A 24,467-nucleotide genomic window follows, 5' to 3' on the forward strand; every position below is an offset into this window, starting at 1 on the left:
TCGCTAAGCTGGAGCCGCTCGGATCGTTCGCGACCACGATCGCGACCGCGACCGCGACCACGGCCGCGACTACGACCACGACCACGACCACGACCTCGAGCGGTCCACACCCGGAGCAGGAGACGCCATGGCCACGATGCAGCAGGTCGCCGATCGCGCCGGGGTCTCGATCGCGACGGTCTCGTTCGTGGTCAACGGCACGAAGTACGTCACCCCGGCCACCACCGCGCGGGTCACCGCCGCGATGCGTGAGCTCAAGTTCCGTGGCAACGTCGTGGCGAGGGCGCTGGCGAGCCGGCGCACCCGGATCATCGCGCTGCTCTTCCCGACCACCGGCAACCGCTTCAGCCCGACCACCTCGCAGTTCTTCATGAGCGCGGCGCAGCGTGCGTCGGAGCGCGGCCACCACCTCGTGCTCTGGCCCGTCGACCCGGCGGGTGACGACCTCGACGACCTCGTGTCCGGCGGGCTCGTGGACGGTGTCATCCTCATGGAGGTGCGGATGGACGACCCCCGCGTCGCCGTCCTCGCCGCGCTCGACGTCCCGTTCACCCTCATCGGCCGCACCCGTGACAGCAGTGGGCTCCCGTACGTCGACATCGACTTCGAGACCACGATCGAGGACAGCCTCGACCACCTCCAGGGGCTCGGGCACCGTCGGTTCGGGCTCGTCCTCGAGGACCTCGAGGGCACCCCGATGGCCGGCTATGCGCCGCACCTCCGAGCCGAGGCCACCTTCGCGCGCGTCCTCGCCGAACGAGGGCTCACCGGGCACGTCGTCTACTCCGGGCCGGGCAGCGACGGTGGCCGGCAGGCGGCGAGCGACCTGCTCGCAGTGTCCCCGGACGTCACGGCGGTGCTCGTCATGAAGGACGACTCCTCGGCGGGGTTGCTCGTCGGCCTCTACTCCGCCGGACGTCGAGTCCCGGAGGACGTCTCGGTGCTCAGCATCGCCTCGTCCGAGACGAACGCCGACCAGCACTACCCGCGACTGTCGACGATGGTCGCCCCCGGCGCGGAGCTCGGCACGCGCGCCGCCGACGCGCTCATCGAGCAGCTCGACGGCACCTCCGAGGACCTGCCGCACTTCCTCCTGCCGTGCACGCTCCGCACCGCGGAGTCGACGGCGCCCGCGCCGACCGCCTGACGGCCTGGAGGCGCGGGTCGGTCCCGGGTCTCCACACATTGAAGCGACAGATGACCGCGACCAGTTGGCGGCGATCTGTCGCTTTCGCGGCCGTCGGCCTGACGCCGACGCGCGATCTGTCGCTTTCGCGGCGCCACTCGCCACCCACCGGCCTGGAGGCGCGGGTCGGGTCCGCACCGTGCCTCCAGGCCGTCAGCCGGTGACCTTTCGGGCCAAGCGACAGTTCACGGGTCCGCGAACGCGTGACGTGTCGCTCAGCGCGAAACCGCGCAGGTGCCGTTCCGTCAGCGCCGACGCGGGTCGCGCGCGGTGTCCGTGAAGAAGTCCTCGTACAGCCCGGCGCCGTCCTGCAGTTCGCCGAACTTCCAGCGCTTCCGCATCCGGCGGAACGTCTCGATGCGCACCGGGTCGACGCCCTGCTCGGATTCGTAGTTGCCCATGATCCCTCCTCGTCGTCCTGGTGCCCCCGAACGGGGGCCTCCGGTGGAGAAGGTACGTACCAGCAGGGCGATCCGTCCGGCAGGCTAGGTAGGCAAGTTACCTAACTGCGCTTGTTGGACAAACGACCAGGGGTGGCCCCGAGCCGCCCGTAGCCTGCCGTCAAGGAGTCGGGGCGCCGTACTCGAGCGCTTCCACGACGCGGTCGATCAGCCCGACGTACTTGGTGCTCTCGCGAGCAGAGAAGGAGGACAGGAGCTCGTGCAGGTGTTCGTTCGTGCTGTCCATCGCGGCCGCGTACGCGCGCTGGGTCTCCGGCGTCAGTTCGATGAACCGGCTCCGTCCGTCGTCCGGGTTCGGGACGCGGCACAGGTGGCCGGCCCGTTCCAGACGATCGACGGTCCCCGTGACCGCCGGGCCGCTCAGCCCGAGGTGCGACGCGAGGTCCTTCACCCGGACCCTCCGCTCCGCCGCCGCGGCGCGTGCGACGAACTGCAGGACCGTCAGGTCCGTGCCCGAGACCTGGAGCCGCTCCCGCAGCCGACCGCGCAGGGCCCCCATGGCCGCTTCCAACCGGGTGATCGCGGCCGTCAGGTCGATCTCACTCACGCGGTCGCCCCCTCGGTGTGGCTCGGTTCCGCGCAACGATACGCCGCGCTCACCCTGCCAGCGTATCCAGATAACGAGGGGCGTGGCGCGATGTGGACATCGGCCGCGGAACGGAGGTCCCCGTGGTGGACCCGCTGATGGACGAGACCGAGGGCTTCGGTGCTCCGGCGACCGTCCGGTTCGAGGTCGCCGGACGCAGCCCCGAGGACGCCGTGCGCGACCTCGGCGGGCTGTACGGCGGCGACCACTGGGTCGCGCGACCGACGGACGGTGCCTTCGACTACCGCTACACCGCACTCGGCGACACCGAGGTGACGATCCGGCGCGCGCAGCTCCGCGGGTCGCTGCACGGGTCCGTCCCCACCGGTGGCGACCACGTGGTCGCGTGGATCGGCGCGGGGTCCGCCGAGGTCGAGCGTCTCGGCGAGCGGTACCCCCTGCCGCGCGAGACCCCGGTGCTGCTGCCGCCTGACCACGAGTACACGTTCTGGACGACCGACCACGATCTCCGTCTCGTCCACCTCGACCGCGAGTTCGTGCGGCGTGTCGCTGCCACCCGGACCGAAGCGGCCGAGCAGCCGCTGCAGTTCGACGACCGGCGCCAGCCCGACTCGGAGACCGCCCGGCGGTGGCAGGGAGCCCTGACGGCGCTCGCCCGCTCGCTGCGTGTCGGCGGACCAGAGTCCACCGCCTGGTACGCCGCGAAGGCGATGGCCGCCGAGGTGTTCCTGGACGCCTTCCCGCCGCAGCACGACCACCTGCCGGCCGTGCTCGGTCACCCGCGCAACTCACGGCTCCGCGCCGCCGTGCAGTACGTCCACGACCACGCGGCCGACGCCGTGACGGTCGCCGAGCTCTCCGAGGCGTCCGGGCTGAGCGTGCGGTCGGTGCAGGAGTCGTTCCGGCGGGTCTTCGACGTCTCGCCGCTGACCTACCTGCGTCAGGTCCGGCTCGACCGCGTCCGCGCGGACCTGCTCGAACTCGACGCTCAGGCCGGCACCGTCGGCGACGTGGCGCGCCGGTGGGGGTTCGCGCACCTCGGCCGGTTCTCGGCGTCGTACGTGGAGCGGTTCGGCGAGTACCCGAAGCAGACGCTGCGGCGCTGAGCGCGCTGAGCGCGCTGAGCGCGCTGAGCGCGCTGAGCGCGCTGACGGCGCTGACGGCGTGCGCGCTGCCCGCTCGGTGTGCTCCCGCGCTCAGGCGGTGGTCGTGGGGGCGGGTCCCGTGCTCTGCCGGACGCGCAGGGTCGTCGGCAGCCGGACGTGCGCCGACGCGGGCTCCCCGCGCAGCATCGTCAGCAGCATCTCGACCGCGCGGGACCCGAGTTCCGCGAGCGGCTGGACGACCGTCGTGAGCGGCGGGGTGGTCGTCGACGCCTGCGGGACGTCGTCGAAGCCGATCACCGAGAGGTCGTCCGGCACGCGCAGACCGAGCGCCGCGGCGGCACGCAGCACACCGAAGGCCGACGAGTCGTTCGCCGCGAAGACGGCGGTCGGGCGGTCGGCCATCGTGAGCAGCTCGTGCGCGACGGCCGCGGACTGGTCCTCCTGGTAGCCGCCGTCCCGGACGAGTCGTTCGTCGACGGTGATGCCCGCGGCGACGAGGGCGCGGCGGTACCCGGCCTCGCGGAGCTGGGCGGACGCGAGGTCCGCACGGCCGTGCACGTGCGCGATCCGGGTGTGGCCGAGCGCGAGGAGGTGCTCGACCGCGTCGACGGCGCCGCCCTCGTTGTCGGCGTCGACCGTGGCGTGCCCCTCCGGCCCGGTGTGCGGGTCGATCGCGACCACGGGGATGGACGAACTCGACAGCGCGGTGGTCGGGGTGACCACGATCGCGCCGTCGATGAGGGTGCCGGACAGTCGCGACAGCGAGCGGCGTTCCCACCCGGGCCGGTCCGCGCCGGTCATCAGGCCGGCGTACGCGAGCAGCTCGTAGCCGGTGCCCGTCGTGGCGCTCGAGATGCCGCGGAGGAGCTCGGTCGAGAACGGTTCGAACTCGGGCACCAGGATGCCGACGACGCCGGTGCGCGAGCTCCGCAGGCTCCGGGCGACGAGGGAGGTCTCGTAGCCGAGCTCCTCCACCACCTGCTGCACGCGGAGCATCGTCGCGGGTGCGACGCCGTCGCGCTGGTTGATCACCTTCGAGACCGTCGGGATCGAGACCCCGGCGGCGCGCGCGACGTCCCCGATCGTCACCCGAGAAGGCCCGGGACGCACTCCGAGAGCCGTGTCCATGTGCTCACCGTACCGCTGTGTGCGACGGAAACTGCGCTAGAAAACGTTATCGATATCGATTGACAAGGGTTGCGACCACCTGGCACGCTCTCCGCAGCGGCAGTCGATGTCGCTCCATGTCAACGACGACACTTCAGGAGTTCCACGATGACGAGGAAGATCCGTGCCGCGGCAGCCATCGCGCTGATCGGGGCGACAGCACTGGTGGCCGCAGGCTGCTCGGCGGGCAGCGATGCCTCCGACGGCGGCGACGGCGGGAAGGTCACGATGACCTTCTGGCACAACTCCACCACCGGACCGGGCAAGGCCTACTGGGCCTCGACGGTCAAGGCGTTCGAGAAGCAGTACCCGAACGTCACCATCAAGATCCAGGCGATCCAGAACGAGGACCTGGACGGCAAACTCCAGACGGCCCTCAACTCCGGCGACGGACCCGACATCTTCCTGCAGCGCGGCGGCGGCAAGATGGACGCGATGATCGCCGCGGGGCAGCTCATGGACATCTCCGACTCCATCAGCGCCGACGCGAAGAAGTCGATCAGCGCCGGCACGTTCGCCGGCTACGAGAAGGACGGCGGCACCTACGCGATGCCGGGCGCGGTGCTCCCCGAGGGCATCTGGTACTCGAAGGACCTGTTCCAGAAGGCCGGCATCGACGGCACCCCGACCACGATGGACGAGCTCAACGCCGACATCGCGAAGCTGAAGTCCTCCGGGGTCGACCCGGTGGCCGTCGGCGCGAAGGACGCCTGGCCCGCCGCGCACTGGTACTACAACTTCGCGCTCCGCGAGTGCAGCGAGAAGACCCTGACGAGCACCGCCAAGTCGCTGAAGTTCGACAACCCGTGCTGGACCAAGGCGGGCGAGCAGCTCGAGGCGTTCAACAAGACCGAGCCGTTCAACGACGGCTTCCTCACCACGGCCGCACAGCAGGGCGCCGGCAGCTCCGCCGGTCTCCTCGCCAACCACAAGGCGGCCATGGAGCTCATGGGTGCCTGGGACCCGGGCGTGATCGCCTCCCTCACCCCGGACGGCAAGCCGCTGGCCGACCTCGGCTGGTTCCCGTTCCCCACCATCGACGGTGGCAAGGGTGACCCGAAGTCGATGATGGGTGGCGTCGACGGCAACTCCTGCTCGGCGAAGGCCCCGAAGAAGGCCTGCACGGACTTCCTCAACTTCATCGTCCAGAAGGACAACCAGGAGGCCTACTACACCGCCTTCAACGCCATCCCGGTCAACAAGGACGCGCAGTCCGTCGTCGACTCCGACTACCTGAAGTCGGCGCTCGCCGCGTACAACGAGGCACCGTTCGTCTCGCAGTACCTCGACACCCTGTACGGCCAGAACGTCGGCAACGCGCTCAACACGAGCGTCGTCGACGTGCTCGCCGGCAAGGGCGACGCGAAGGACATCATCTCGACCACCAACCAGGCTGCGGCCAAGGGCTGAGCATGACTGTCGACACCTCGCTCGGCACGACTCCGGCCACCGGGTCGGACACGGCCGCGGGGACGTCTCCGGCGGGGAGCGGTACGCCGCTCCCCGCCGGGCGGCGGTCCACGCGCCGCGTCGCGGACTGGCGGCAGCGCGCCGAGATCGCCGTCCTCGCCGGACCCGCGGTCATCGTCTTCGTGACGTTCGTGATCCTGCCCGTCGGCATGGCCGCCTACTACGGGTTCTTCAAGTGGCAGGGCTACGGCCCTCCGACCGACTTCGTCGGGCTGCAGAACTACGTCATCATCTTCCAGGACAAGGCGTTCCAGTCCGTCCTGATGCACAACGGGTTCATCGTCGTGATGTCCCTCGTGCTGCAGGGGCCGATCGCGATCGTGCTCGCGCTGCTCCTCAACCAGAAGATGCACGGCCGCGGCCTGATCCGCGTGCTCGTCTTCGTGCCCTACGTCATCTCCGAGGTCATCATCGGCACCGGCTGGAGCCTCATGCTCCAGTCCAACGGCGCCGTGAACGACCTCCTCCAGGGCATGGGGCTCGGGGGACTGCGCGCCGACTGGCTGTCCAACCCGGACATCGCCATCTGGACGCTGCTCGTGATCATCTCGTGGAAGTACATCGGCTTCGCGGTGATCCTGTTCCTCGCCGGCCTGCAGAGCATCCCCGAGGAGCTCTTCGAGGCCGCCGCGATCGACGGTGCGAGCTACTGGCAGATCCAGCGCCGCATCACGCTGCCGCTGCTCGGACCGACGATCCGCATCTGGGCGTTCCTGTCGATCATCGGGTCGCTCCAGCTGTTCGACCTCGTCTACATCATCTGGGGGCAGTACATCGCCTCGACCGCCGGCACCTCGACGATGGCGACGTACATGGTCGCGAACGGCCGGACCTCCGGCAACTTCGGCTTCGGCAGCGCCGTCGCGGTCGTGATGTTCGTCATCTCGCTCGCCGTCGCCCTGATCTACCAGCGCTTCGTGCTCCGCCGGGACACCGCGGGTGCACTCACCGAGAGGAAGAACTGATGGCCACCACGAGCATCGTCGCCCCCGGGCGACGGGGCGCGCGTGAGCGCCGGTCCAGTGCGGCGCTGGGTCACGCCAACCCGCTCACCTACGTCGTGGCGATCCTGTTCGTCGCCGCGAACCTCGCCCCGGTGCTGTACATCGTGCTGGGCGGCTTCCGGACCAACTCGCAGATCACCACGAGCCCCGCCGGACTGCCCGCACCGTTCCAGTTCGGCAACTACGGCTCGGTGCTGTCCAGCGGTGTGTTCTGGCAGCAGCTCGGCAACTCGACGATCAGCGCCGTCAGCACCACCGTCGGCGTCGTCGTGCTCGGGCTGATGGTGAGCTTCGTGCTCGCCCGCTACCGGTTCGCCGGCCGCGGTGCGCTCTACGCCCTGTTCGCCGCCGGCCTGATGTTCCCGATCACCGTCGCGATCACCCCGCTGTACCTGCTCGTGAAGGACCTCGGTCTCACGAACAGCCTCGCCGGCGTGATCCTGCCGCAGATCGCCTTCGCCCTGCCGACGACCGTCATCATCCTGGTGCCGTTCCTGCGGGCGATCCCGGACGAGCTCGAGGAGGCGGCGTCGATCGACGGGGCAAGCCGGCTCGGCTTCTTCTTCCGGATGATCGTGCCGCTGTCGCTGCCCGGGGTCGTGACCGTCGGGATCCTGGCGTTCATCGCGAGCTGGAACAGCTACATCCTGCCGCTGTTCATCCTCAACAACGAGGGCAGCTACACGCTGCCGCTCGGCGTGCAGGCGTTCTCGTCGCAGTACTCCGTCGACACGGCGAAGGTCCTCGCGTTCACGTCGATGTCGATGATCCCCGCGCTCGTGTTCTTCACGATCTTCCAGCGCCGGATCGTCGGCGGCCTGACCGGGGCGGTGAAGGGGTGACGACGGCGGACGCGACGCGGACCGCCGGACGCGAGCCGCGCCTCCAGGCCGGAACGGACGCAGCCGACGCGGCCGACGCAGCCGACACGACCCGGGAACCGGAACCCGCGGCGGACCGCGTCACCACCCTCCTCGCCGCGATGACCCTCGAGGAGAAGGCCGCCCAGCTCGTCGGCTACTGGCTCGACCAGAACGGCGTCGTCGCCCCGATGCAGGGCGAGATGGCCGCCGCGCAGGACGGCCGCACCCTCGCCGACATCACCCGGCACGGCATCGGCCAGTTCACCCGCGTGTACGGCACCCGACCCGTCGAGCCGGACGAACGCGCGGCCTGGCTGTGGGCCGAACAGCGCCGGCTGCAGCGCGAGACCCGACTCGGGATCCCGGCGCTCGTCCACGAGGAGTGCCTCACCGGGCTCGCCGCGTGGAAGGCCGCGACGTTCCCGACGCCGCTCGCGTGGGGTGCCGCGTTCGACCCGGACCTCGTCGAACAGGTCGGGGCCGCGATCGGGTCCTCGATGCGGCAGCTCGGCATCCACCAGGGCCTCGCGCCCGTCCTCGACGTGATCCGTGACCCCCGGTGGGGCCGCGTCGACGAGTGCATCGGCGAGGACCCGTACCTCGTCGGCACGGTCGGCACCGCGTACGTCCGCGGGCTGCAGAGCGCCGGGGTCGACGCGACCCTCAAGCACTTCCTCGGGTACTCGGCATCGCAGGCGGGGCGGAACCACGCACCGGTGCACGCCGGCCCCCGCGAGGTCGCCGACGTCTTCCTGCCGCCGTTCGAGATGGCGATCCGCGACGGCGGCGCCCGGAGCGTCATGAACTCGTACGCCGAGATCGACGGCGTGCCCGTGGCCGCGAACGGCGCGCTCCTCACCGACCTGCTCCGTGACGGGCTCGGCTTCGACGGGACCGTCGTCGCCGACTACTTCTCGGTCGCGTTCCTCGAGGTCATGCACGGCATCGCCGCCGACCGCGGCGAAGCCGCCGCACTCGCGCTCGAGGCGGGCATCGACGTCGAGCTGCCGACGGGTGACGCCTACCTCGAGCCGCTCGTGGAGCGGGTCCGCGCCGGACTCGTCGACGAATCGCTCGTCGACCGGGCGGTGCTCCGGGTGCTCCGGCAGAAGGAGCGGCTCGGGCTGCTCGACCCGGACGCGTTCGCCGAGGACGCCCCGACCGGGATCGACCTCGACACGCCCCGGCACCGGGAGCTCGCCCAGCAGCTCGCGGCGCGCTCCCTCGTCCTGCTGTCGAACGAGGCGGCGCGGACGGACGCCGGCGACCCGGTCGCCGCGCCCGTCCTCCCGCTCGCGCCCGGCACGTCCCTCGCCCTGATCGGCCCGAACGCCGACCGCGCCGAGGCACTGCAGGGCTGCTACTCCTTCGCCAACCACGTCCTCGCCTCGCACCCGGACCTGCCGCTGGGCTTCGCGATCCCGACCGTCCGCGAGGCACTCGCGGACGCGCTCGGCACCGCGGCCGTCCGCTTCGCGCTCGGGTGCACCGTCAGCGGCACCGACCGGTCCGGGATCGACGAGGCCGTCGCCGTCGCGACCGCCTCGGACGTCGCCGTCGTCGTCGTCGGCGACCAGGCCGGACTGTTCGGTCGCGGGACCGTCGGCGAGGGCAACGACACCGAGTCGCTCGACCTCCCCGGGGTCCAGCGGGCGCTCGTCGAGGCCGTCGTCGCCACCGGGACACCGACGGTCATGGTGCTGCTCACGGGTCGCCCGTACGCGATCGGGTGGGCGCTCGACGGGCCGGGTCCGCGACCGGCTGCGGTCGTGCAGGCGTTCTTCCCGGGGGAGGGCGGTGGCCTCGCCATCGCGGACCTCCTCACCGGGGTCGCCTCGCCGTCCGGCCGGTTGCCCGTCTCGCTGCCACGGTCCGCCGGCGCGCAGCCGTACACGTACCTGCACCCGCGGCTCGGCGGTCCGTCCGACGTCACCGCCGCCGACTCGACCCCGGTCCGGCCGTTCGGGTTCGGCCTCGGGTACACCTCGTTCGCGTACTCCGCGCTCGTCGTCGACGAGACGGTCACGACGGACGGCGCGTTCACGGCGACGGTCACGGTCACCAACACCGGGGACCGCTCCGGCGCCGACGTCGTCCAGCTGTACGGGCACGACGTGCACGGATCGGTCACACGGCCCCTCGTGCAGCTCCTCGGCTACGCGCGCGTCGCGCTCGCCGCGGGGGAGTCGACCCGGGTGCGGTTCAGCGTGCCGGTCCAGCGGTTCGCGTTCAGCGGTCGTGACCTGCGTCGCGTGGTCGAGCCCGGTGACGTCGAGGTGTGGGTCGCGTCCCACGCGGCGGCGTCACGGCCTGGAGGCACGGTGGACTCCGGCGGCATCGTCGCGCACGGCGGTGGGTCCGGTCCAGAGCCCGTCCCCGGCTCCGCCACGGACCGGACGGTGCTCCGGATCACCGGTCCGGTGCGCGAGGTGACGTCCGCCGACCGGCGGATCGTCACGTGGGACCGCGCCTGACCCGGTGAGCGGGACCCGTGCGACGGGTTGCAATGTGGTTTCCACGGAAACTAGATTGGTCGCATGGGTCCCCGGTCGCCGCTCCTCCGAACGGTGTTCGACGCGCTCATCCGCGCCGAGACCGAGGTCTGGTCCGACGTCGACGCCGCGATGACGGCGTCGTGCGGCACGCCGTTGAGCCGGTTCGAGCCGATGTCGGTGATCGCATCGACCCCGGACTGCCGGGTCGCGGACATCGCCGACGCCCTGTCGATCACGCGCGGCGGCGCCAGCAAGCTCGTCGAGCGGATCCGTGCCGACGGCTTCTGCGAGCGGCTCGCGAACCCCGGCGACGGGCGCTCGGCGTTCTTCGTCCTGACCCCGGCCGGCGCCGGCGTCCTCGAGCGCGCGCAGGCGGCGTTCGACGATGCGCTCGACCGCCGCCTCGGTGGACGGCTCGACGCCCCGGGACTGCAGCAGCTCGAGGGGCTGTTGCGCGCACTCCGACGGACACCGCCGGACGAACGAGAGGAACGCGCCCGATGAACGCAGTCACGCCGATGCAGGCAGTCTGGTACGACGAGCAGGGTCCGGCAGCGGCCGTCCTCCGGTTCGGGGTCGTCGACACCCCCGAGCCCGCGGCGGGCGAGGTGCGCGTGCGGCTCACCCGCTCCGGCGTGAACCCCGGCGACACGAAGAAGCGTGAGGGGTGGCTCGGGTCGGCGATGCCGTACCCACGGGTGATCCCGCACAGCGACGGCGCCGGTGTCGTCGACCAGGTCGGTGTCGGCGTCGCCGAGGAACTCGTCGGCCTGCGGGTCGCGGTCCACGGCGCGCAGTCCTACCGGCAGTTCGGCACCGCGGCGGAGTACGTCGTCGTCCCCGAGCGCCTGGCCGTGCCGCTCCCCGACGAGGTCGGCGACGACGTGGCCGCCTCGCTCGGGATCCCCGGCATCACCGCACACCGCGCGGTGTTCGCGGACGGTCCGGTCCACGGCCGGACGGTGCTCGTGCAGGGCGTCCGCGGCGCGGTGGGGTCCCTCGCCGCACAGCTCGCCGTCGCCGCCGGTGCGACGGTCATCGGGACGGTCCGCCGCAGCGGTGACCTCGAGGCGGCGACCTCGGCGTCCATGCACGTCGTCGCGCTCGACGCCGACCCGGTCGCGGCGGTCCGCGCGATCGCTCCCGACGGCGTGGACCGGATCATCGAGGTGGCACTCGACGCGAACGCCGACCTCGACGCCGCGGTCATCGCGAACGACGGCGTCATCGCCACCTACTTCGCGCGCGGGGACCGGGTGGACCTGCCGTTCCCGCCGCTGCTGTTCGCGAACGTGCTCGTGCGGTTCCTCGGCAGCGACGACTTCGACCCGGACGTGAAGCGGGCCGCGATGGAGGACCTCGTCGCCGGCGTCGCGCGTGGTGAGGTCTCGGTCACGATCGGTTCGGTCCTGCCGCTCGCCGAGGCCGCAGCGGCGCACGAGCTGGTCGACGCCGGTCGCGGGGGACGGGTGCTGCTCGACACGACGCGCTGAGTCGGGCCAACCGGGTCGGTGCGACCGGCTACGGGGTCGGGGTGACGAAGAAGTCCGCGTACGACGGGCCCGTCGAGCTCGACAGGAGCGACGGGTCGGCAACGCGGTGGTCGACGTACGCCTGCAGGACAGCCGGGTCGGTGAGGCCGGACGCGCGGTGGGACCCGAGCCGGCGGCTGCTGTCCGGAAGACCCTGGTAGGTGCTGTGCACGGGATGTCCCTTCGTCGTCGAGGTGCCCGAACAGGTCACTCGTTCGGGGGTCGTGAAACCGTCGCACACGCGGTGCCCGCCGTCCAACACGAGGGGCCCCGAGGTGTACGCATCACGCGGTGGACGATGCGCTCCTCCTGCTCGGGACGGCCATCAGAGTGAGGGACGTACGGTCGACGCATGGCGAAGAAAGAAGAGCACGACGGCCACGACCGGTTCGACGACCTCACCAGCGCGCTCGACGACGTCCTCGACCCGTCGCTCGACGTCCTCGACGCGATGGACCGCGTCATCGATGCGTGCGTCCGCTTCACGTCGGCGACCGAGGCGGGCATCGTCCTCGCCGACGCCGACAGCACCCTGCACGTGATCGCGTCGACGAGCGAACGGAGCAGTGACGCGGAAGAGGCGCAGCTCGGCACGAACGAGGGGTCGTGCCTCGACTGCTACCGCTCCGGGAAGACGATCGACGTGCCCGACGTCACGACCCACGCGGACGTCTGGCCGACGTTCGCGCAGACGATGCGTGACCGTGGCCTCACAGGGACGTTCGCGGAGCCCATCCGCCTGCGTGCGGCGACCATCGGGTCGCTCTGCATCTTCGCGGACCACGACCGCGGGCACGACGACCGCGACGTGGTGCTCCTCCAGCTCCTCGCCGACGCCGCCTCGGCCGCGCTGGCCCGTCAGCGCGGCGCCGGTCCGCTCCGCACCCTCGACGAGCAGGTGGCGGACGCGATCGAGGCCCGGGTGACGGTGGAGCAGGCCAAGGGTGCGCTCGCGCACCGTCGTGGTGTCCGGATCGACGAGGCCTTCCAGCTGATCCGGCGGGCCGGTCAGGGGGCGGGGCGCGGCCTGCGGGAGGTCGCCGAGGACATCGTCCGTGGCGGCGCCGATCTCACGAGCGTCGACTGACGCGCCGACTGCGCCGTCAGAGGATGCCGGTGAGGACACCGCCGTCGGCCCGGAGCGCGGCGCCGTTCGTGGCCGAGGCCAGCGGACTCACCAGGTAGCTGACGAGGCTCGCGATCTCGACGGGCTCGATGAACCGCTCGAGCAACGTCGTGCGGTTCTGGCCGATCACCGCCGCCCGCAGGGCGTCCACCGGCAGGCCCTGCGACGCGGCCAGGGACTCGACCGTCGCCGCGACGCCGTCCGACCAGGTCGGGCCGCCGAGGACGGTGTTGACCGTCACGGCGGTACCGCGCGTGCGCTTCGCCAGACCGTTCGCGAGCGCGAGCTGCGCGGCCTTCGTGACCCCGTAGTGCACCATGTCGGCCGGCACGTCGACGCCGGACTCGCTGCTGACGAAGACGATCCGTCCCCAGCCGCGCTCCAGCATCCGGGGGAGGAGGTGCCGCGACAGCCTGACCCCGCTCATGAGGTTGACGTCGAGGTACCGTGCCCAGTCCTCGTCGGTGATCGACTCGACTTCGGCGAGGCCGAACAGCCCGACGTTGTTCACCAGGACGTCGACCTCGTACCCGTCCGCGTCGAGGCGGGCGAGGAGCCGCTCGACCTCGTCAGCGGACCCGAAGTCGGCCGCGATGCCCGACACGTCCGAGCCGGGGTGCTCGCTGCGGAGTCGTCCGACCGCGGTCTCGACGCGAGCGGTGTCCCGGCCGTTCAGCACCACCCGGACGCCCTCGGACGCCAGCGACGCCGCGATGGCGTACCCGATGCCCTGCGTCGATCCGCTGACGAACGCCGTTCTGCCCTGCAGTCCCAGATCCATGGCCGCTCCTGTTCGTGTTTCACTTGCTCAGGCAAGTCACCGTACGGGAAGTCACTTGCCCAGGCAAGTCGCCCTGCTAGCCTCCACCCATGCCGAACCAGGACGAACCCGCCGGACTGACCGACGAGGAGCTCGAGGTCTGGGCTGCCCTGGCGACCCTGATCGAGCGGCTCCCGACGGCCCTCGACGCCCAGCTCCAGCGGGACAGCGGTCTGACGCACTTCGAGCACGGGGTGTTGTTCGCCCTCGACGGCGCACCCGAGCGGACCCTGCGGATGAGCACCCTCGCCGGGTACGCGAGCTGCACCCTGTCGCGGCTGTCCCGCGCCGTGACCCGACTCGAATCGAAGGGGTGGGTGCGCCGCGTCGTCGATCCGGGCGACGGCCGCTTCACCCTGGCCGTCCTCACCGACGCCGGTCACGAGCAGGTCGAGCAGTCCACGCCCGGTCACCAGGCCCTCGTCCGCCGGGTCGTCTTCGATGCGCTCACCGCGGCGCAGGTCCGTCAGCTCGGCGCCGTCAGCCGGCGCATCGCCGAGGCGGTCAGTGACACGCCGGTGTGGACGCCGTCCAGCCGGCGACCTGGGCGGTGAGCCGTCTCGCGGTGACCCCTTGCTTCCCTACCGGTCGTTAGGTAGATTGGTCGTGTGGACACCGACGCACCAGACCGAGGCACCAGGCGCACCGGAGCGGAGACACGACGCCGCGCCCAGCAGATCGCACTCGAGCTGTTCACCGAGCACGGGTACGAGGCGACCTCGCTCCGCCGGATCGCGGACGTGCTCGGCATCAACAAGGCGTCGTTGTACTACCACTTCCCGTCGAAGGAGGCGATCCTGCGATCGCTGTTCGACGAGCGCGGAGCCGAGGCCGACGAGCTCGTGGAGTGGCTCCGCACGCAGGACCGCACCCCGGAGCTGCTGGAGACCGCGGTCCTGCGTTGGGTGGGGTCGTTCTCGGCGGACAAGCTGCGCGGGATCCGGTTCATGGCGGCCAACCCCCTCGTCGTCCAGGGCCTCGCCGCTGCCGGCGCGGACCGGATCGGGTCGCCGCTGAACACCTTCGTCGACGAACTGACGGAGCTGCTTCCCCGGCCGACGGCGGAGAACGCCCTGCTGCTGCGGATGTCGGTGCTCAGCATCAACGCGGCCGTCCAGGCCGCAGCCGGTCACGGTGACCCGGACGAGTCCGTCATCACGGCCGCCGGGCGCGCTGCCCGGGCCCTCCTCCGCGAGATCGGACAGCCGGCGTGAACACCCTCCTGATCGTGCAGCTCGTCCTCATCGGGCTCCTCGCGGGTGAGGAGTTCATCGTTCGCTGGGGCATCCAGCCGGCGTTGTCGTCCCTGCCGGACGACGCGCACGTCCGCGCCCGGATCGCACTCGTGCAGCGCCTCAAGGTGGTGGTGCCGGTGCTGATGATCCCGACCGTCGCCGCGTCGGTCGCCGTCCTCGTCGTCGCGGGGAACGCGGCCGGGCTCCCGCTCCGCATCGCCGGAGCGGCGGCCCTGGTGGTGTTCGTGCTCGCCTCGTTCCTCGGGACCGTGCCGATCAACATGGGGGTCAACGACTGGGACCCCCGGCGGCCGCCTGCGGACTGGCGCGCCGTCGTCACGCGCTGGGAGCGCATCGACGTGCTCCGTTCGACGGCGGCCGGTGTGTCCTTCGTCCTGTTCGTCGTCGCCCTGGTCGCGCAGCTCGGCTGACGACGCGGCGTCCTGCGGACGTTCGGTGCGCGACCAGCGCCCGCCGTGCCCGGAACGGTCCACCATCGCACTGGAGGCGCGGGGCGGGCCCGCACCGTGCCTCCAGTCCGTCAGCCGGTCGCGTCAGCCGTCCGGTCCGTCGTCGTCGTCCGTGATCCGGTCAGGACTGCAGTCGCTGCAGACACTGCACGCACATCGGCCACCCGTGCGTGCCGCGGACCCGCTTGCAGCCCTCCGGGAGGTCCTTGCAGTCGTCGAACACGTGGTGGACGCCTGGCGTCGCATCCGCGTGGAACGGTCGCACCTGCATCGACGCTCCTCCCACCGAGGTCGGGTTCTCCGACGAACTCGACCACCCCTGCCTACCCGGTGGACCTGGGACCCGCCGCGGTTCGGTCCCGGTTGCGCGGCGCGGGCTGGTCGACGCCGGGCATGGTGCCGGAGCACGGTCCGTCGCTAGCATTCGGCATGGCCACGCAGAGCCCGCTCGGAGCGTACCTCCGGGCACGTCGCAGCCTCACCTCGCCCGGGGACGTCGGCATCACGGTCGGCGGACAGGTCCGGCGGGTCATCGGGCTGCGCCGTGAGGAGGTCGCGATCCTGGCCGGCATCAGCACGGAGTACTACCTCCGGCTGGAGCAGGGGCGGGAGACGCGACCGTCGGACCAGGTCATCGACGCGCTGGCGCGGGCGCTCCTGCTGGGCGAGGCCGCACGCGAGTACCTCCACGAGCTCGCACGGCCCACGAAGGCCGTCGACGAGGTCCGGCACGACGACGTGGACGACGGTGTGCGCTGGCTCATCGAGTCGTGGCCCCGGACCGCCGCGGTGGTGCACAACCGGTACCTCGACGTCCTCGCGGCGAACGCGCTCGCCGGGGCACTCAACCCCAGCTACCGGATCGGGGTCAACAACCTGGTGTCGCTGCTGACCGACCACGACGAACGGGCGCTCCACGAGGGATGGGAGGGGCTCTGCGGGAGGACCGCGGCGCTCGTCCGGTCGATGTTCGGTCAGCGACCGGACGACGCGCGGCTCGCCGACCTGGTGGCGGAGCTCTCCGCGCGGAACGCGTACTTCCGGGACGCCTGGCAGCGCAACGACGTCACGAGTTCGTCCACCGGCGTGCACGTCCTCGGTCACCCACGGGTCGGCCGTCTCGTCCTGCACTACGCGCGGCTCCCGCTCCCGGGAACGGACGGCCACAGCATCTGGCTCTACCACGCGGAGCCCGGCACACCGAGTGTGACCGCCCTCGAACGCCTCGGCAGGACCGCTCCCTCGTAGGACCTCGTGCCCGTGGTGGACCTCGTGCTCCTCCCTGGTAGCAGCGGGGACAGGCAGGACGGCCCCGATCGCCCTACCGTCGCGACATGGACCTCCACCTCACCGACAAGGTCGTCGTCGTCACCGGTGCGAGCAAGGGCATCGGACTCGCGATCACCGAGGCGCTCGTCGCCGAGGGGGCGCGCGTCGTCGCCGGTGCCCGCAGCATCACCGACGAGCTGGTCGCACTGTCCGACTCCGGTCAGGTGCTCGCCGTCCCCGTCGACCTCTCGACCCCGGACGGGCCGGCCGAGCTGGTCGCACGGAGCGAGCACTTCGGTGGGCTGGACGTCCTCGTCAACAACGTCGGAGCGGTCACGCCACGAACGGACGGGTTCCTCGCGGTCGGTGACGACGAGTGGGCGCGGACGCTCGAGCTCAGCCTCATGGCGACCGTGCGGACCACCCGCGCCGCCATCCCGCTGCTGCTCGAACGGGGACGGGGGAACGTCGTCACGATCGCGTCCGTCAACGCCTTCCTGCCCGATCCCGGCGTCATCGACTACTCGGCGACGAAGGCTGCGGTCTGGAACCTCTCGAAGTCCCTCTCGAAGGAGTACGGCCCGCAGGGCATCCGGTTCAACACGATCAGTCCCGGGCCGGTGTCGACACCGCTCTGGCTCGGCGAGGGCGGGGTCGCGGCGACCGTGGCCGCCGCGACGGGGGTCTCACCGGAGGTGGCGCGGGAACGCATCATCGCCGAGGGAGGTGGCTTCTCCACCGGACGCTTCACCGAACCGGCCGAGGTCGCCGACCTCGTCGTCCTGCTCGCCAGCGATCGAGCCGGCAACGTGACCGGCGCCGACTTCCTCATCGACGGCGGCCTGACCAAAGACCTGTGACCGCCCGGCGGACCTCGCACGGGCGGCTCCACCCGAAGGAGCAACCATGTCGAAACCCCCGGTCGTGTTCATCCACGGCCTCTGGATCCACTCGTCCGCCTGGCAGCCGTGGATCGACCTGTTCGCCGAGCACGGCTACGAAGCGATCGCGCCCGGGTGGCCCGGCGACTCGGACACGGTCGAGGCGACCCGTGACGACCCGGACCGACTCGACGACGTCGGGATCGAGCAGATCTGCCGGCACTACGCCGACCTGATCGACGGGCTCGACGCGAAGCCGATCGTGGTCGGGCACTCCTTCGGAGGCCTCATCGCCCAGGAGCTCCTCGCCAACGGCTACGCCGTCGCCGGTGTCGCGATCGACCCGGCACCGATCAAGGGCGTGAAGATCCTGCCGTTCTCCCAACTCCGATCCGGGTTCCCCGCGCTCGGCAACCCGAAGAACAAGCGACGGACGGTCTCCCTGACGGCCAGTCAGTTCCGGTACGCCTTCGGCAACGCCATCAGCGCCGAGGAGTCCGACGCCCTGCACGCCGCATGGACCATCCCCGGGCCGGGACGACCGCTGTTCGAGGACGCTTCTGCGAACTTCACGCGCAACTCCCCGGCGACGGTCGACACGCACGCGGCGCCGCGCGGCCCGCTGCTGCTGACGTCGGGCAGCGAGGACCACACGGTCCCCAGGTCGGTGACCCTCGCCGTGCACCGCCTGTACAGCGACAACACCGCTGCCGTCACCGAGTACCGGGAGTTCGAGGGTCGAGGCCACTCGCTCACCATCGACAACGGATGGCGGACCGTCGCAGACGCCACACTCGACTGGCTGACGACGCAGCGCCTGGAGGGCGCCGACGACCAGCTCACGGCGCCGTAGCCCTGCGGACGGGTCCAGCGTGCCCAGTCGTGGGACGACCCTCGCCGTCGCGATCCTCGCCTCGTTCGTCGCGTTCCTCGACGGCTCCGTCGTCAACGTCGCGTTGCCGGCGATCGCCGACGAGCTCGGCGGACAGGTCCGGACCCAGCAGTGGGTGCTCGACGCGTACCTCCTCGCCCTCGGCGCCCTGATCCTGCTGACCGGTTCGCTCGCCGACACCTTCGGCAGGATCCGGGTCCTGCGGGTCGGGCTCGGTCTGTTCGGGCTGGCGTCGATCGCGTGCGCGGTCGCTCCGACGGCGGGACTCCTCATCGCAGCGAGGGTGGCGCAGGGGGTCGGTGCCGCCCTCCTCGTCCCCAGCTCGTTGGCACTCATCACCGCTGCGTTCCCCACGGCGACCCGGGGACGCGCGATCGGGACGTGGACGGCGTGGACGAGCACCGCATTCGTCGTCGGACCGCTCCTGGGCGGTGTGCTCGTCGACCTCGTCGGGTGGCGGTCCGTGTTCGCCGTCAACGTGATCCCGATCGCCGTCACCGTGGCGTTGCTCGGCCGATCGCGCGATCGAGCGCGAGTGGTCGGGGCGCCGAGGATCGACGTCCTCGGTGCGGTCCTGGTCGCGGTCGGCCTGGCAGCGGCCGCCTTCGGCCTCATCGAGCAGCAGGAGTCCGGCTGGGCCAGTCCGGTCGTGCTCGTCTCCCTGGCGTCGGGGGCCATCGCCCTGACGGCGTTCCTCGCGTGGGAGCGGCGTGCTCCGGAACCGCTGCTGCCGCTCACCCTCTTCCGGATCGGGGACTTCCGGAACGGGAACCTCGCGACGGCGGCCATCTACGGCGGAGTGTCCCTCGGGCTCCTGGTCGTCGTGCTCTTCCTCCAGGAGGTCGCGGGGTACCCGGCGACGCTCGCGGGTCTGGCGACGTTGCCGATCGCGCTGACGTCCCTGCTCCTCGCGCGCTCGATCGGTGCGCTCGCCGGGCGCCTCGGTTCCCGCGTGTTCGTGGCGGTCGGCTGCACGATCTCGGCCGGCGGGTTCCTGCTCATGCTGACGGCTCGGCCGCCCGTCGACTTCGCCTGGCAACTGCTGCCCGGTCTGCTCGTCTACGGTGTCGGGCTGGCGACGACGGTCGCGCCGCTGACGACCGCGGTGCTCGCGTCCGTGCCGTCCGACCGCGCCGGCGTCGCCTCGGCGGTCAACAACGCCGTGGCACGGATCGCCGGGCTCGTCGCGATCGCGTTCCTCAGCACCGTCGTGGGGCCGGAGATCGACACGGTCGGCTTCCACCGAGCGCTCGTGGTGACCGCCTGCCTGTTCGTGTGCGGTGCACTGGTGGCCGGTTTCGGCCTCGGCGGCCGGACTGTCGGCACGGCATCGATCCCGGCTGCTGCGGCAGCGAACTGCAACGACCGTGCCGTGCCCGCCGGGGTCGGAGCGGGCCGTCCGTCGGCCGCGGGCGAGTCGGCATGAGCGTCCGCAGAGGACAGATCCCCAGAACCGGCACGGACCCACGTGTTGCGGGCCCCGGAGGTGTCGCTGCTCAGCGCGACCGTCGGTAGGTACTGCCGTCGCAGGTGTGCACGGCCGAGTCGTCCGTGAGCGACCGGAGATTGTAGGCCGCGCAGTCGACGAACGTCCCGATGCTGATCTTCGACGCCGACCGGTGGAGCTCGCCCTTCGACGGTCCGTCCGAGCCGATGCCGGCGCGGTGGACCATCCAGTCGACGTCCTGCGCCTCCTCGTCGAGGTAGCGCATGACCGCCTCGTTGTCCTCGTGCTGCCCGACGTGGCTGCGGGCGACCGTGCCGCGGATCAGCCGGAGCACGGGCGAGAGTCGCTTCCCCGGCGCCGCGCTCAGTCCGCCCGCCTGGTACAGGAACCGCCGGGTCCCGCTGCGGCGCATCGCCGGGACGAGCGACCGGACGAGCGTCGTGTTCACCTGGCGTGTGCGCTGGGCCGCGGCGTCGCCGAGCATGGCGACCACCCCATCGACACCGTCGAGGAGCGCGTCGAGGTCGAGGTCGTCCGTGACCGAGCCCTGCACGATCTCGAGTTCGTCGTGCCGGACCGCCAGCTTGGCGGGCGTCCGCACGAGCGCCCGGACGTGGTGTCCCGCGTCGAGCGCGAGCCGAGTGAAGTGCCGTCCGGTCTGTCCGGTACTGCCGAACACGAGCAGGTTCTGTTGCGTCGCCATGTCCTCACACTCAACACCGCCGGGCAGGCAGCCGTGGTCTCGACGTGGTGATCGAGCCGACGGAGCGTTCAGCCCCGCTCGCGCAGGAACGCCACCTGCCGCTCCCAGTGCCGGAACCCGCCGCCCTCGTGCCCGTTGTACGGGTAGACCTCGATCGCCTTGTCCGTCGAGGCGAGGGCGTTGTAGGCGGCGAAGGTCGTCCGCGGCGGCACCACGTCGTCCATGAGCGCGACCGAGAACAGTGCCGGCGCGGTGATGCCGGCGGCGTGGTGCACGCCATCGAAGTACGCCGCGGCGTCCCACACGGTGTCAGCGGCCTCGCGGTGCACCGACAGGTACTGCGCCAGTTCGAGGTACGGGCCGCCGACCGCGACGGCCGTGCCCTCCTCCCAGGCGCACAGGAACGCGACGTCGGGCAGGACGGCCGTGACCGGTCCGACGTGCGCCTCGACGAGTGCGGCGGCGGCGATGGCGATCCCGCCGCCCTGGCTGCCACCGGTCAACGCGATGCGGGACGGGTCGATGCCCGGCAGCGTCCGGACCGCCTCGACGAGCCGGACGGCGTCGGTGTACACGCGGCGGTAGTAGTGGTCGGCGGGGTCGGTGATCCCGCTCGTCATCCAGCCGCCGATGTGCGGGCCGGAGCCGTGGGGGTCCGGGGTGTCGCCGCCGGAGCCCCAGCCGCTGCCCTGGCCGCGGGTGTCCATCACGACGTGCACGTACCCGGCGAGGGCCCACGAGACGCGTTCGCCGGGCAGGCCCCGGCCGCCGTTGTAGCCGAGGAACTCGACGACGACGGGCAGGGGCCCGGCGGCGCCGACGGGGCGACTCACCCAGGCGCGGACGGGGTCGCCGGCGAAGCCCGGGAAGGTGAGGTCCTCGATGACGAGGCCGGTCACCGGGGTCTCGGCGGGCACCAGGACCGGGGTGGTCCCGGCGCCGGCGGTACGCGAGGCCGCGATGGTGTCGGTCCAGAAGGCGTCGAAGTCGACGGGGCGGCGGACGTCCGCACGGTGGGTGCGGAGCGCCTCGAGGGGCAGGTCGGTGAATGGCATGGGTGTCCTCCGGGACGATCCTGCCCCCGGCGTCGTGGTGGACGGCGCCGGGGGCAGGGAGTGTCGTGGTGCGGTGTCCGTCAGCGGGCGGCGGCGCGGTACTGCTCGAGGACCGCCGGGTGCGGGTCCGCGGGCACGACCGTGGTGTCGAGATCCCACGACGGGAACGACCCGGTGAGGACCCAGGCGGCCTGTCGAGCGGCCCCGGCGGCGACGTACTCACCGGGGGCGGGGAGCTCGACGTCCCGCCCGAACACCTGCGCGGCGACGACGCGGACGGCCTCGTTGCGTGCGGCACCGCCGATGAGCAGCAGCCGCGAGACCGTGACACCCGTCGCTTCCACCGCGGCGAGGCCGTCGGCGAGGGCGCAGAGCATCCCCTCGACGGCCGCCCGCGCCAGGTGGGCGCGGTCCGTTGTGTCCGGTGTCATCCCCAGCAGGGACGCGGTCGCGTCCGGCCGGTTCGGCGTGCGTTCCCCGACGAAGTACGGCACCAGGACGAGCCCGTCGGCGCCGGCCGGCGCCTCGAGCGCGAGCGCGCCGAGCGCGTCGTGGTCCACACCGAGCAACCGTCCGATCACCTCGAGCACGCGGGCCGCGTTGAGTGTCGTGACGATCGGGAGGCGCGACCCGCTCCCGTCGGCGAAGCCCGCCACCGTCCCGCTCGGGTCGCGCACCTCGGCGTCGGAGACCCCGAAGACGGTGCCGCTCGTGCCGAGGGACACCGCGACGTCGCCCGGGCCGAGTCCGAGGCCGAGCGCTGCCCCGGCGTTGTCGCCGAGTCCGGCGCCGATGACGAGTCCGGTCCGGGCGACCGCGCCGCCCGGGAGCTCCACGTCGGTGGACAGCGTGCCCATCGCCTCGTCGGGCGCGACGACGCGGGGCACGACCACGGCGTCGTCGTCACCCATCGACGCGGGGCGCATCGGACGACCGAGTGCGAGCGCGAAGAGCTCCGGGTCGTACTCGCGGCGCACCGGGTCCCAGTAGGCCGTGCCGCTGGCGTCGGAAGCGTCGGTCGCGAGCGCGTCGAGGTCGGGGCCGAGCGGACTCTCGTCCGCCGGGCCGTAGCCGCGGAGCCGCCACGACAGCCAGTCGTGGGGGAGTGCCACGGCGGCGACGCGTGCCGCGTTCTCGGGCTCCGCATCGCGGAGCCACCGCAGCTTGGTGCCGGTGAACGACGCGACCGGCACCAGTCCCGTCCTGGCGACCCATGCCTCCCGTCCGATCTCCTCGACCATCTGCGCGGCCGCGGCCGCACTGCGCACGTCGTTCCAGAGCAGGGCGTCGCGGATGACCCTCCCGTCCGCGTCCAACACGACCATGCCGTGCTGCTGCCCGGCGACCGCGAGGGCGCCGACGTCCTCGAGCCCGCCGGCGTCCGCGACCGCGGCGCCGAGGGCGTCCCACCAGTGGCGGGGGTCGACGGACGTGCCGTCCGGGTGGGACGCGCGTCCCTCCCGGACGAGGGCACCGGTCGCCGCGTCGCGGACCGTGACCTTGCAGGACTGGGTCGACGAGTCGACCCCCGCCACCAGCTCAGCCACGAGCACCCATCAGGTGCTCGATGGCGAGCTGCTGCAGCTTCACGAAGCCGAAGCCCTTGCCGCCGAAGTACGCGTCGGCGTCGAAGTCCTCGTACGCCGAACGGTCGGCCAGGAAGTCGTCGTAGGACTCGCCGGCGTTGAGCGTCGGCGTGGAGAGCTCCGGGACCTTCGAGGCCTCGAGCGCGGCCTGCACCTCGGGGTCGGCGCGGAACGCCTCGGCCCGCTCCTTGAGGAGGAGGTACATGCGCATGTTCGCGGCCGCGGAGTCCCAGACACCGGTGATGTCCTCGGTGCGGCTCGGCTTGTAGTCGAAGTGGCGGGGGCCGTCGTACGCCTGGCCGCCCTGGGGTGCACCGTGCTCGAGCAGGTCGACGAGCGAGAAGGCGTTCTGCAGGTCACCGTGACCGAACACCAGGTCCTGGTCGTACTTGATGCCGCGCTGACCGTTGAGGTCGATGTGGAAGAGCTTGCCCTGGTACAGCGCCTGGGCGATGCCGGCGGTGAAGTTGAGGCCCGCCATCTGCTCGTGGCCGACCTCGGGGTTGATGCCGAACATCTCCGGACGCTCGAGGGTCTCGGTGAACGCGATCGCGTGGCCGAGGGTCGGCAGGAGGATGTCGCCGCGGGGCTCGTTCGGCTTCGGCTCGATCGCGAACCGGATGCCGTAGCCCTTGTCCGTGACGTAGTCGGCGAGCAGGTTGACGGCCTCGCGGTAGCGCTCGAGCGCCGCCTGCACGTCCTTCGCGGCGTCGTACTCGGCGCCCTCGCGGCCGCCCCACATCACGAACGTCTTCGCACCGAGCTCGGCGGCGAGGTCGATGTTGCGGAGCACCTTGCGAAGCGCGAAGCGGCGGACCTGCCGGTCGTTCGAGGTGAAGCCGCCGTCCTTGAAGACCGGGGCGGAGAAGAGGTTCGTCGTGACCATCGGCACGACGATCCCGGTCGCCTCGAGCGCGCCCGTGAGGCGGTCGATCTGCTTCTGGCGTTCAGCGTCGGTCGACCCGAACGCGAACAGGTCGTCGTCGTGGAAGGTCAGGCCGTAGGCGCCGAGCTCGTCGAGCTTCTCGACCCCCTCGACCACGTCGAGCGCGGGCCGGGTCGGCCCGCCGAAGGGGTCGGATCCGTTGTAGCCGATGGTCCAGAGACCGAAGGAGAACTTGTCTGCACGGGTGGGCGTCGTTGCCATGGTGG

The 24,467-nt window shown here is 71.7% G+C and carries 25 protein-coding genes; 16 read left to right on the top strand and 9 right to left on the bottom strand.

The window, feature by feature from the left end:
• The first annotated feature begins 127 nt into the window (after positions 1-127).
• Entirely contained in the window at positions 128-1,147 is a 1,020-nt protein-coding gene (locus tag DEJ28_RS03945) for a LacI family DNA-binding transcriptional regulator (RefSeq protein ID WP_181433768.1), read from the top strand.
• Between the two features lie 284 nt (positions 1,148-1,431).
• Here DEJ28_RS03945 and DEJ28_RS03950 read toward each other — a convergent pair whose 3' ends face one another.
• Positions 1,432-1,587 (bottom strand): hypothetical protein, encoded by a 156-nt coding sequence (locus DEJ28_RS03950; protein WP_181433769.1) that lies wholly within the window; start codon positions 1,585-1,587, stop codon positions 1,432-1,434.
• A gap of 160 nt (positions 1,588-1,747) precedes the next feature.
• The gene (locus DEJ28_RS03955) at positions 1,748-2,194 is read right to left on the bottom strand and encodes a MarR family winged helix-turn-helix transcriptional regulator (RefSeq protein ID WP_111116340.1); all 447 of its coding nucleotides are present in this window, start codon (positions 2,192-2,194) and stop codon (positions 1,748-1,750) included.
• A 122-nt stretch (positions 2,195-2,316) separates the two neighbouring features.
• Here DEJ28_RS03955 and DEJ28_RS03960 point away from each other — a divergent pair, with 122 nt between their 5' ends.
• Positions 2,317-3,300, top strand: a complete 984-nt coding sequence (locus tag DEJ28_RS03960) for an AraC family transcriptional regulator (protein WP_146248877.1) — start codon at positions 2,317-2,319, stop codon at positions 3,298-3,300.
• Between the two features lie 90 nt (positions 3,301-3,390).
• On the opposite strand, the gene DEJ28_RS03965 is transcribed toward DEJ28_RS03960, so the two are convergent.
• Positions 3,391-4,428: a LacI family DNA-binding transcriptional regulator gene (locus DEJ28_RS03965; RefSeq protein WP_111116342.1), complete on the bottom strand. Its 1,038-nt coding sequence runs from the start codon at positions 4,426-4,428 to the stop codon at positions 3,391-3,393.
• 147 nt (positions 4,429-4,575) lie between these two features.
• On the opposite strand from DEJ28_RS03965, the gene DEJ28_RS03970 reads away from it, so the two are divergent.
• The 6 genes from DEJ28_RS03970 to DEJ28_RS03995 all read left to right on the top strand — a co-directional run bounded on the left by DEJ28_RS03970 (position 4,576) and on the right by DEJ28_RS03995 (position 11,792).
• Entirely contained in the window at positions 4,576-5,877 is a 1,302-nt protein-coding gene (locus DEJ28_RS03970) for an ABC transporter substrate-binding protein (RefSeq protein WP_111116343.1), read from the top strand.
• 2 nt (positions 5,878-5,879) lie between these two features.
• Entirely contained in the window at positions 5,880-6,902 is a 1,023-nt protein-coding gene (locus DEJ28_RS03975) for a carbohydrate ABC transporter permease (protein WP_111116344.1), read from the top strand.
• Complete coding sequence (locus DEJ28_RS03980) at positions 6,902-7,783, top strand: carbohydrate ABC transporter permease (RefSeq protein ID WP_111116345.1); 882 nt, start codon at positions 6,902-6,904, stop codon at positions 7,781-7,783. Before DEJ28_RS03975 ends, DEJ28_RS03980 begins: the two co-directional genes overlap by 1 nt.
• On the top strand, positions 7,780-10,278 hold the full coding sequence (locus DEJ28_RS03985) for a beta-xylosidase/alpha-l-arabinosidase (RefSeq protein WP_258368126.1): 2,499 nt from the start codon (positions 7,780-7,782) through the stop codon (positions 10,276-10,278). Before DEJ28_RS03980 ends, DEJ28_RS03985 begins: the two co-directional genes overlap by 4 nt.
• A 63-nt stretch (positions 10,279-10,341) precedes the next feature.
• Positions 10,342-10,803 carry a MarR family winged helix-turn-helix transcriptional regulator gene (locus tag DEJ28_RS03990; RefSeq protein WP_111116346.1) on the top strand — a complete coding sequence of 154 codons (462 nt, stop codon included), beginning with the start codon at positions 10,342-10,344 and terminating at the stop codon, positions 10,801-10,803.
• Positions 10,800-11,792 carry an alcohol dehydrogenase catalytic domain-containing protein gene (locus DEJ28_RS03995; protein ID WP_220034641.1) on the top strand — a complete coding sequence of 331 codons (993 nt, stop codon included), beginning with the start codon at positions 10,800-10,802 and terminating at the stop codon, positions 11,790-11,792. The genes DEJ28_RS03990 and DEJ28_RS03995 overlap by 4 nt, the downstream gene beginning before the upstream one ends.
• 28 nt (positions 11,793-11,820) lie before the next feature.
• Here DEJ28_RS03995 and DEJ28_RS04000 read toward each other — a convergent pair whose 3' ends face one another.
• The gene (locus DEJ28_RS04000) at positions 11,821-12,003 is read right to left on the bottom strand and encodes a hypothetical protein (protein ID WP_146248878.1); all 183 of its coding nucleotides are present in this window, start codon (positions 12,001-12,003) and stop codon (positions 11,821-11,823) included.
• A 180-nt stretch (positions 12,004-12,183) separates the two neighbouring features.
• Between DEJ28_RS04000 and DEJ28_RS04005 the strand changes: the two genes are divergently transcribed.
• The gene (locus tag DEJ28_RS04005) at positions 12,184-12,918 is read left to right on the top strand and encodes a GAF and ANTAR domain-containing protein (protein WP_111116348.1); all 735 of its coding nucleotides are present in this window, start codon (positions 12,184-12,186) and stop codon (positions 12,916-12,918) included.
• 16 nt (positions 12,919-12,934) lie between these two features.
• Here DEJ28_RS04005 and DEJ28_RS04010 read toward each other — a convergent pair whose 3' ends face one another.
• Entirely contained in the window at positions 12,935-13,738 is an 804-nt protein-coding gene (locus DEJ28_RS04010; protein ID WP_111116349.1) for an SDR family NAD(P)-dependent oxidoreductase, read from the bottom strand.
• Positions 13,739-13,827: 89 nt separating this feature from the next.
• Between DEJ28_RS04010 and DEJ28_RS04015 the strand changes: the two genes are divergently transcribed.
• The 7 genes from DEJ28_RS04015 (at position 13,828) to DEJ28_RS04045 (ending at position 19,950) form a co-directional block, all read left to right on the top strand.
• Entirely contained in the window at positions 13,828-14,331 is a 504-nt protein-coding gene (locus tag DEJ28_RS04015; RefSeq protein WP_111116350.1) for a MarR family winged helix-turn-helix transcriptional regulator, read from the top strand.
• Between the two features lie 54 nt (positions 14,332-14,385).
• A complete protein-coding gene (locus DEJ28_RS04020; protein ID WP_111116351.1) occupies positions 14,386-14,991 on the top strand; it encodes a TetR/AcrR family transcriptional regulator in 606 nt (201 codons plus the stop codon).
• Entirely contained in the window at positions 14,988-15,443 is a 456-nt protein-coding gene (locus DEJ28_RS04025) for an anthrone oxygenase family protein (protein ID WP_111116352.1), read from the top strand. The genes DEJ28_RS04020 and DEJ28_RS04025 overlap by 4 nt, the downstream gene beginning before the upstream one ends.
• Before the next feature lie 468 nt (positions 15,444-15,911).
• Positions 15,912-16,730 carry a helix-turn-helix transcriptional regulator gene (locus DEJ28_RS04030; RefSeq protein ID WP_111116353.1) on the top strand — a complete coding sequence of 273 codons (819 nt, stop codon included), beginning with the start codon at positions 15,912-15,914 and terminating at the stop codon, positions 16,728-16,730.
• Between the two features lie 86 nt (positions 16,731-16,816).
• Entirely contained in the window at positions 16,817-17,611 is a 795-nt protein-coding gene (locus tag DEJ28_RS04035) for an SDR family NAD(P)-dependent oxidoreductase (protein WP_111116354.1), read from the top strand.
• Positions 17,612-17,657: 46 nt separating this feature from the next.
• Entirely contained in the window at positions 17,658-18,485 is an 828-nt protein-coding gene (locus DEJ28_RS04040; protein ID WP_111116355.1) for an alpha/beta fold hydrolase, read from the top strand.
• Between the two features lie 19 nt (positions 18,486-18,504).
• The gene (locus tag DEJ28_RS04045; protein ID WP_111116356.1) at positions 18,505-19,950 is read left to right on the top strand and encodes a DHA2 family efflux MFS transporter permease subunit; all 1,446 of its coding nucleotides are present in this window, start codon (positions 18,505-18,507) and stop codon (positions 19,948-19,950) included.
• A gap of 70 nt (positions 19,951-20,020) precedes the next feature.
• Here the strand turns inward: DEJ28_RS04045 and DEJ28_RS04050 are convergent, their stop codons facing one another.
• From DEJ28_RS04050 to xylA, 4 genes are all read right to left on the bottom strand, one after another.
• Positions 20,021-20,674 (bottom strand): NAD(P)-dependent oxidoreductase, encoded by a 654-nt coding sequence (locus tag DEJ28_RS04050; RefSeq protein ID WP_111116357.1) that lies wholly within the window; start codon positions 20,672-20,674, stop codon positions 20,021-20,023.
• 68 nt (positions 20,675-20,742) lie between these two features.
• Positions 20,743-21,729: an acetylxylan esterase gene (locus DEJ28_RS04055; RefSeq protein WP_111116358.1), complete on the bottom strand. Its 987-nt coding sequence runs from the start codon at positions 21,727-21,729 to the stop codon at positions 20,743-20,745.
• Positions 21,730-21,809: 80 nt separating this feature from the next.
• The gene (locus tag DEJ28_RS04060) at positions 21,810-23,282 is read right to left on the bottom strand and encodes an FGGY family carbohydrate kinase (protein WP_502866941.1); all 1,473 of its coding nucleotides are present in this window, start codon (positions 23,280-23,282) and stop codon (positions 21,810-21,812) included.
• Positions 23,269-24,462, bottom strand: a complete 1,194-nt coding sequence (gene xylA / locus DEJ28_RS04065; RefSeq protein WP_111116359.1) for a xylose isomerase — start codon at positions 24,460-24,462, stop codon at positions 23,269-23,271. The genes DEJ28_RS04060 and xylA overlap by 14 nt, the downstream gene beginning before the upstream one ends.
• Positions 24,463-24,467: the final 5 nt, after the last annotated feature.

The sequence above is a fragment of the Curtobacterium sp. MCPF17_002 genome (assembly GCF_003234115.2).
Classification (GTDB): domain Bacteria; phylum Actinomycetota; class Actinomycetes; order Actinomycetales; family Microbacteriaceae; genus Curtobacterium.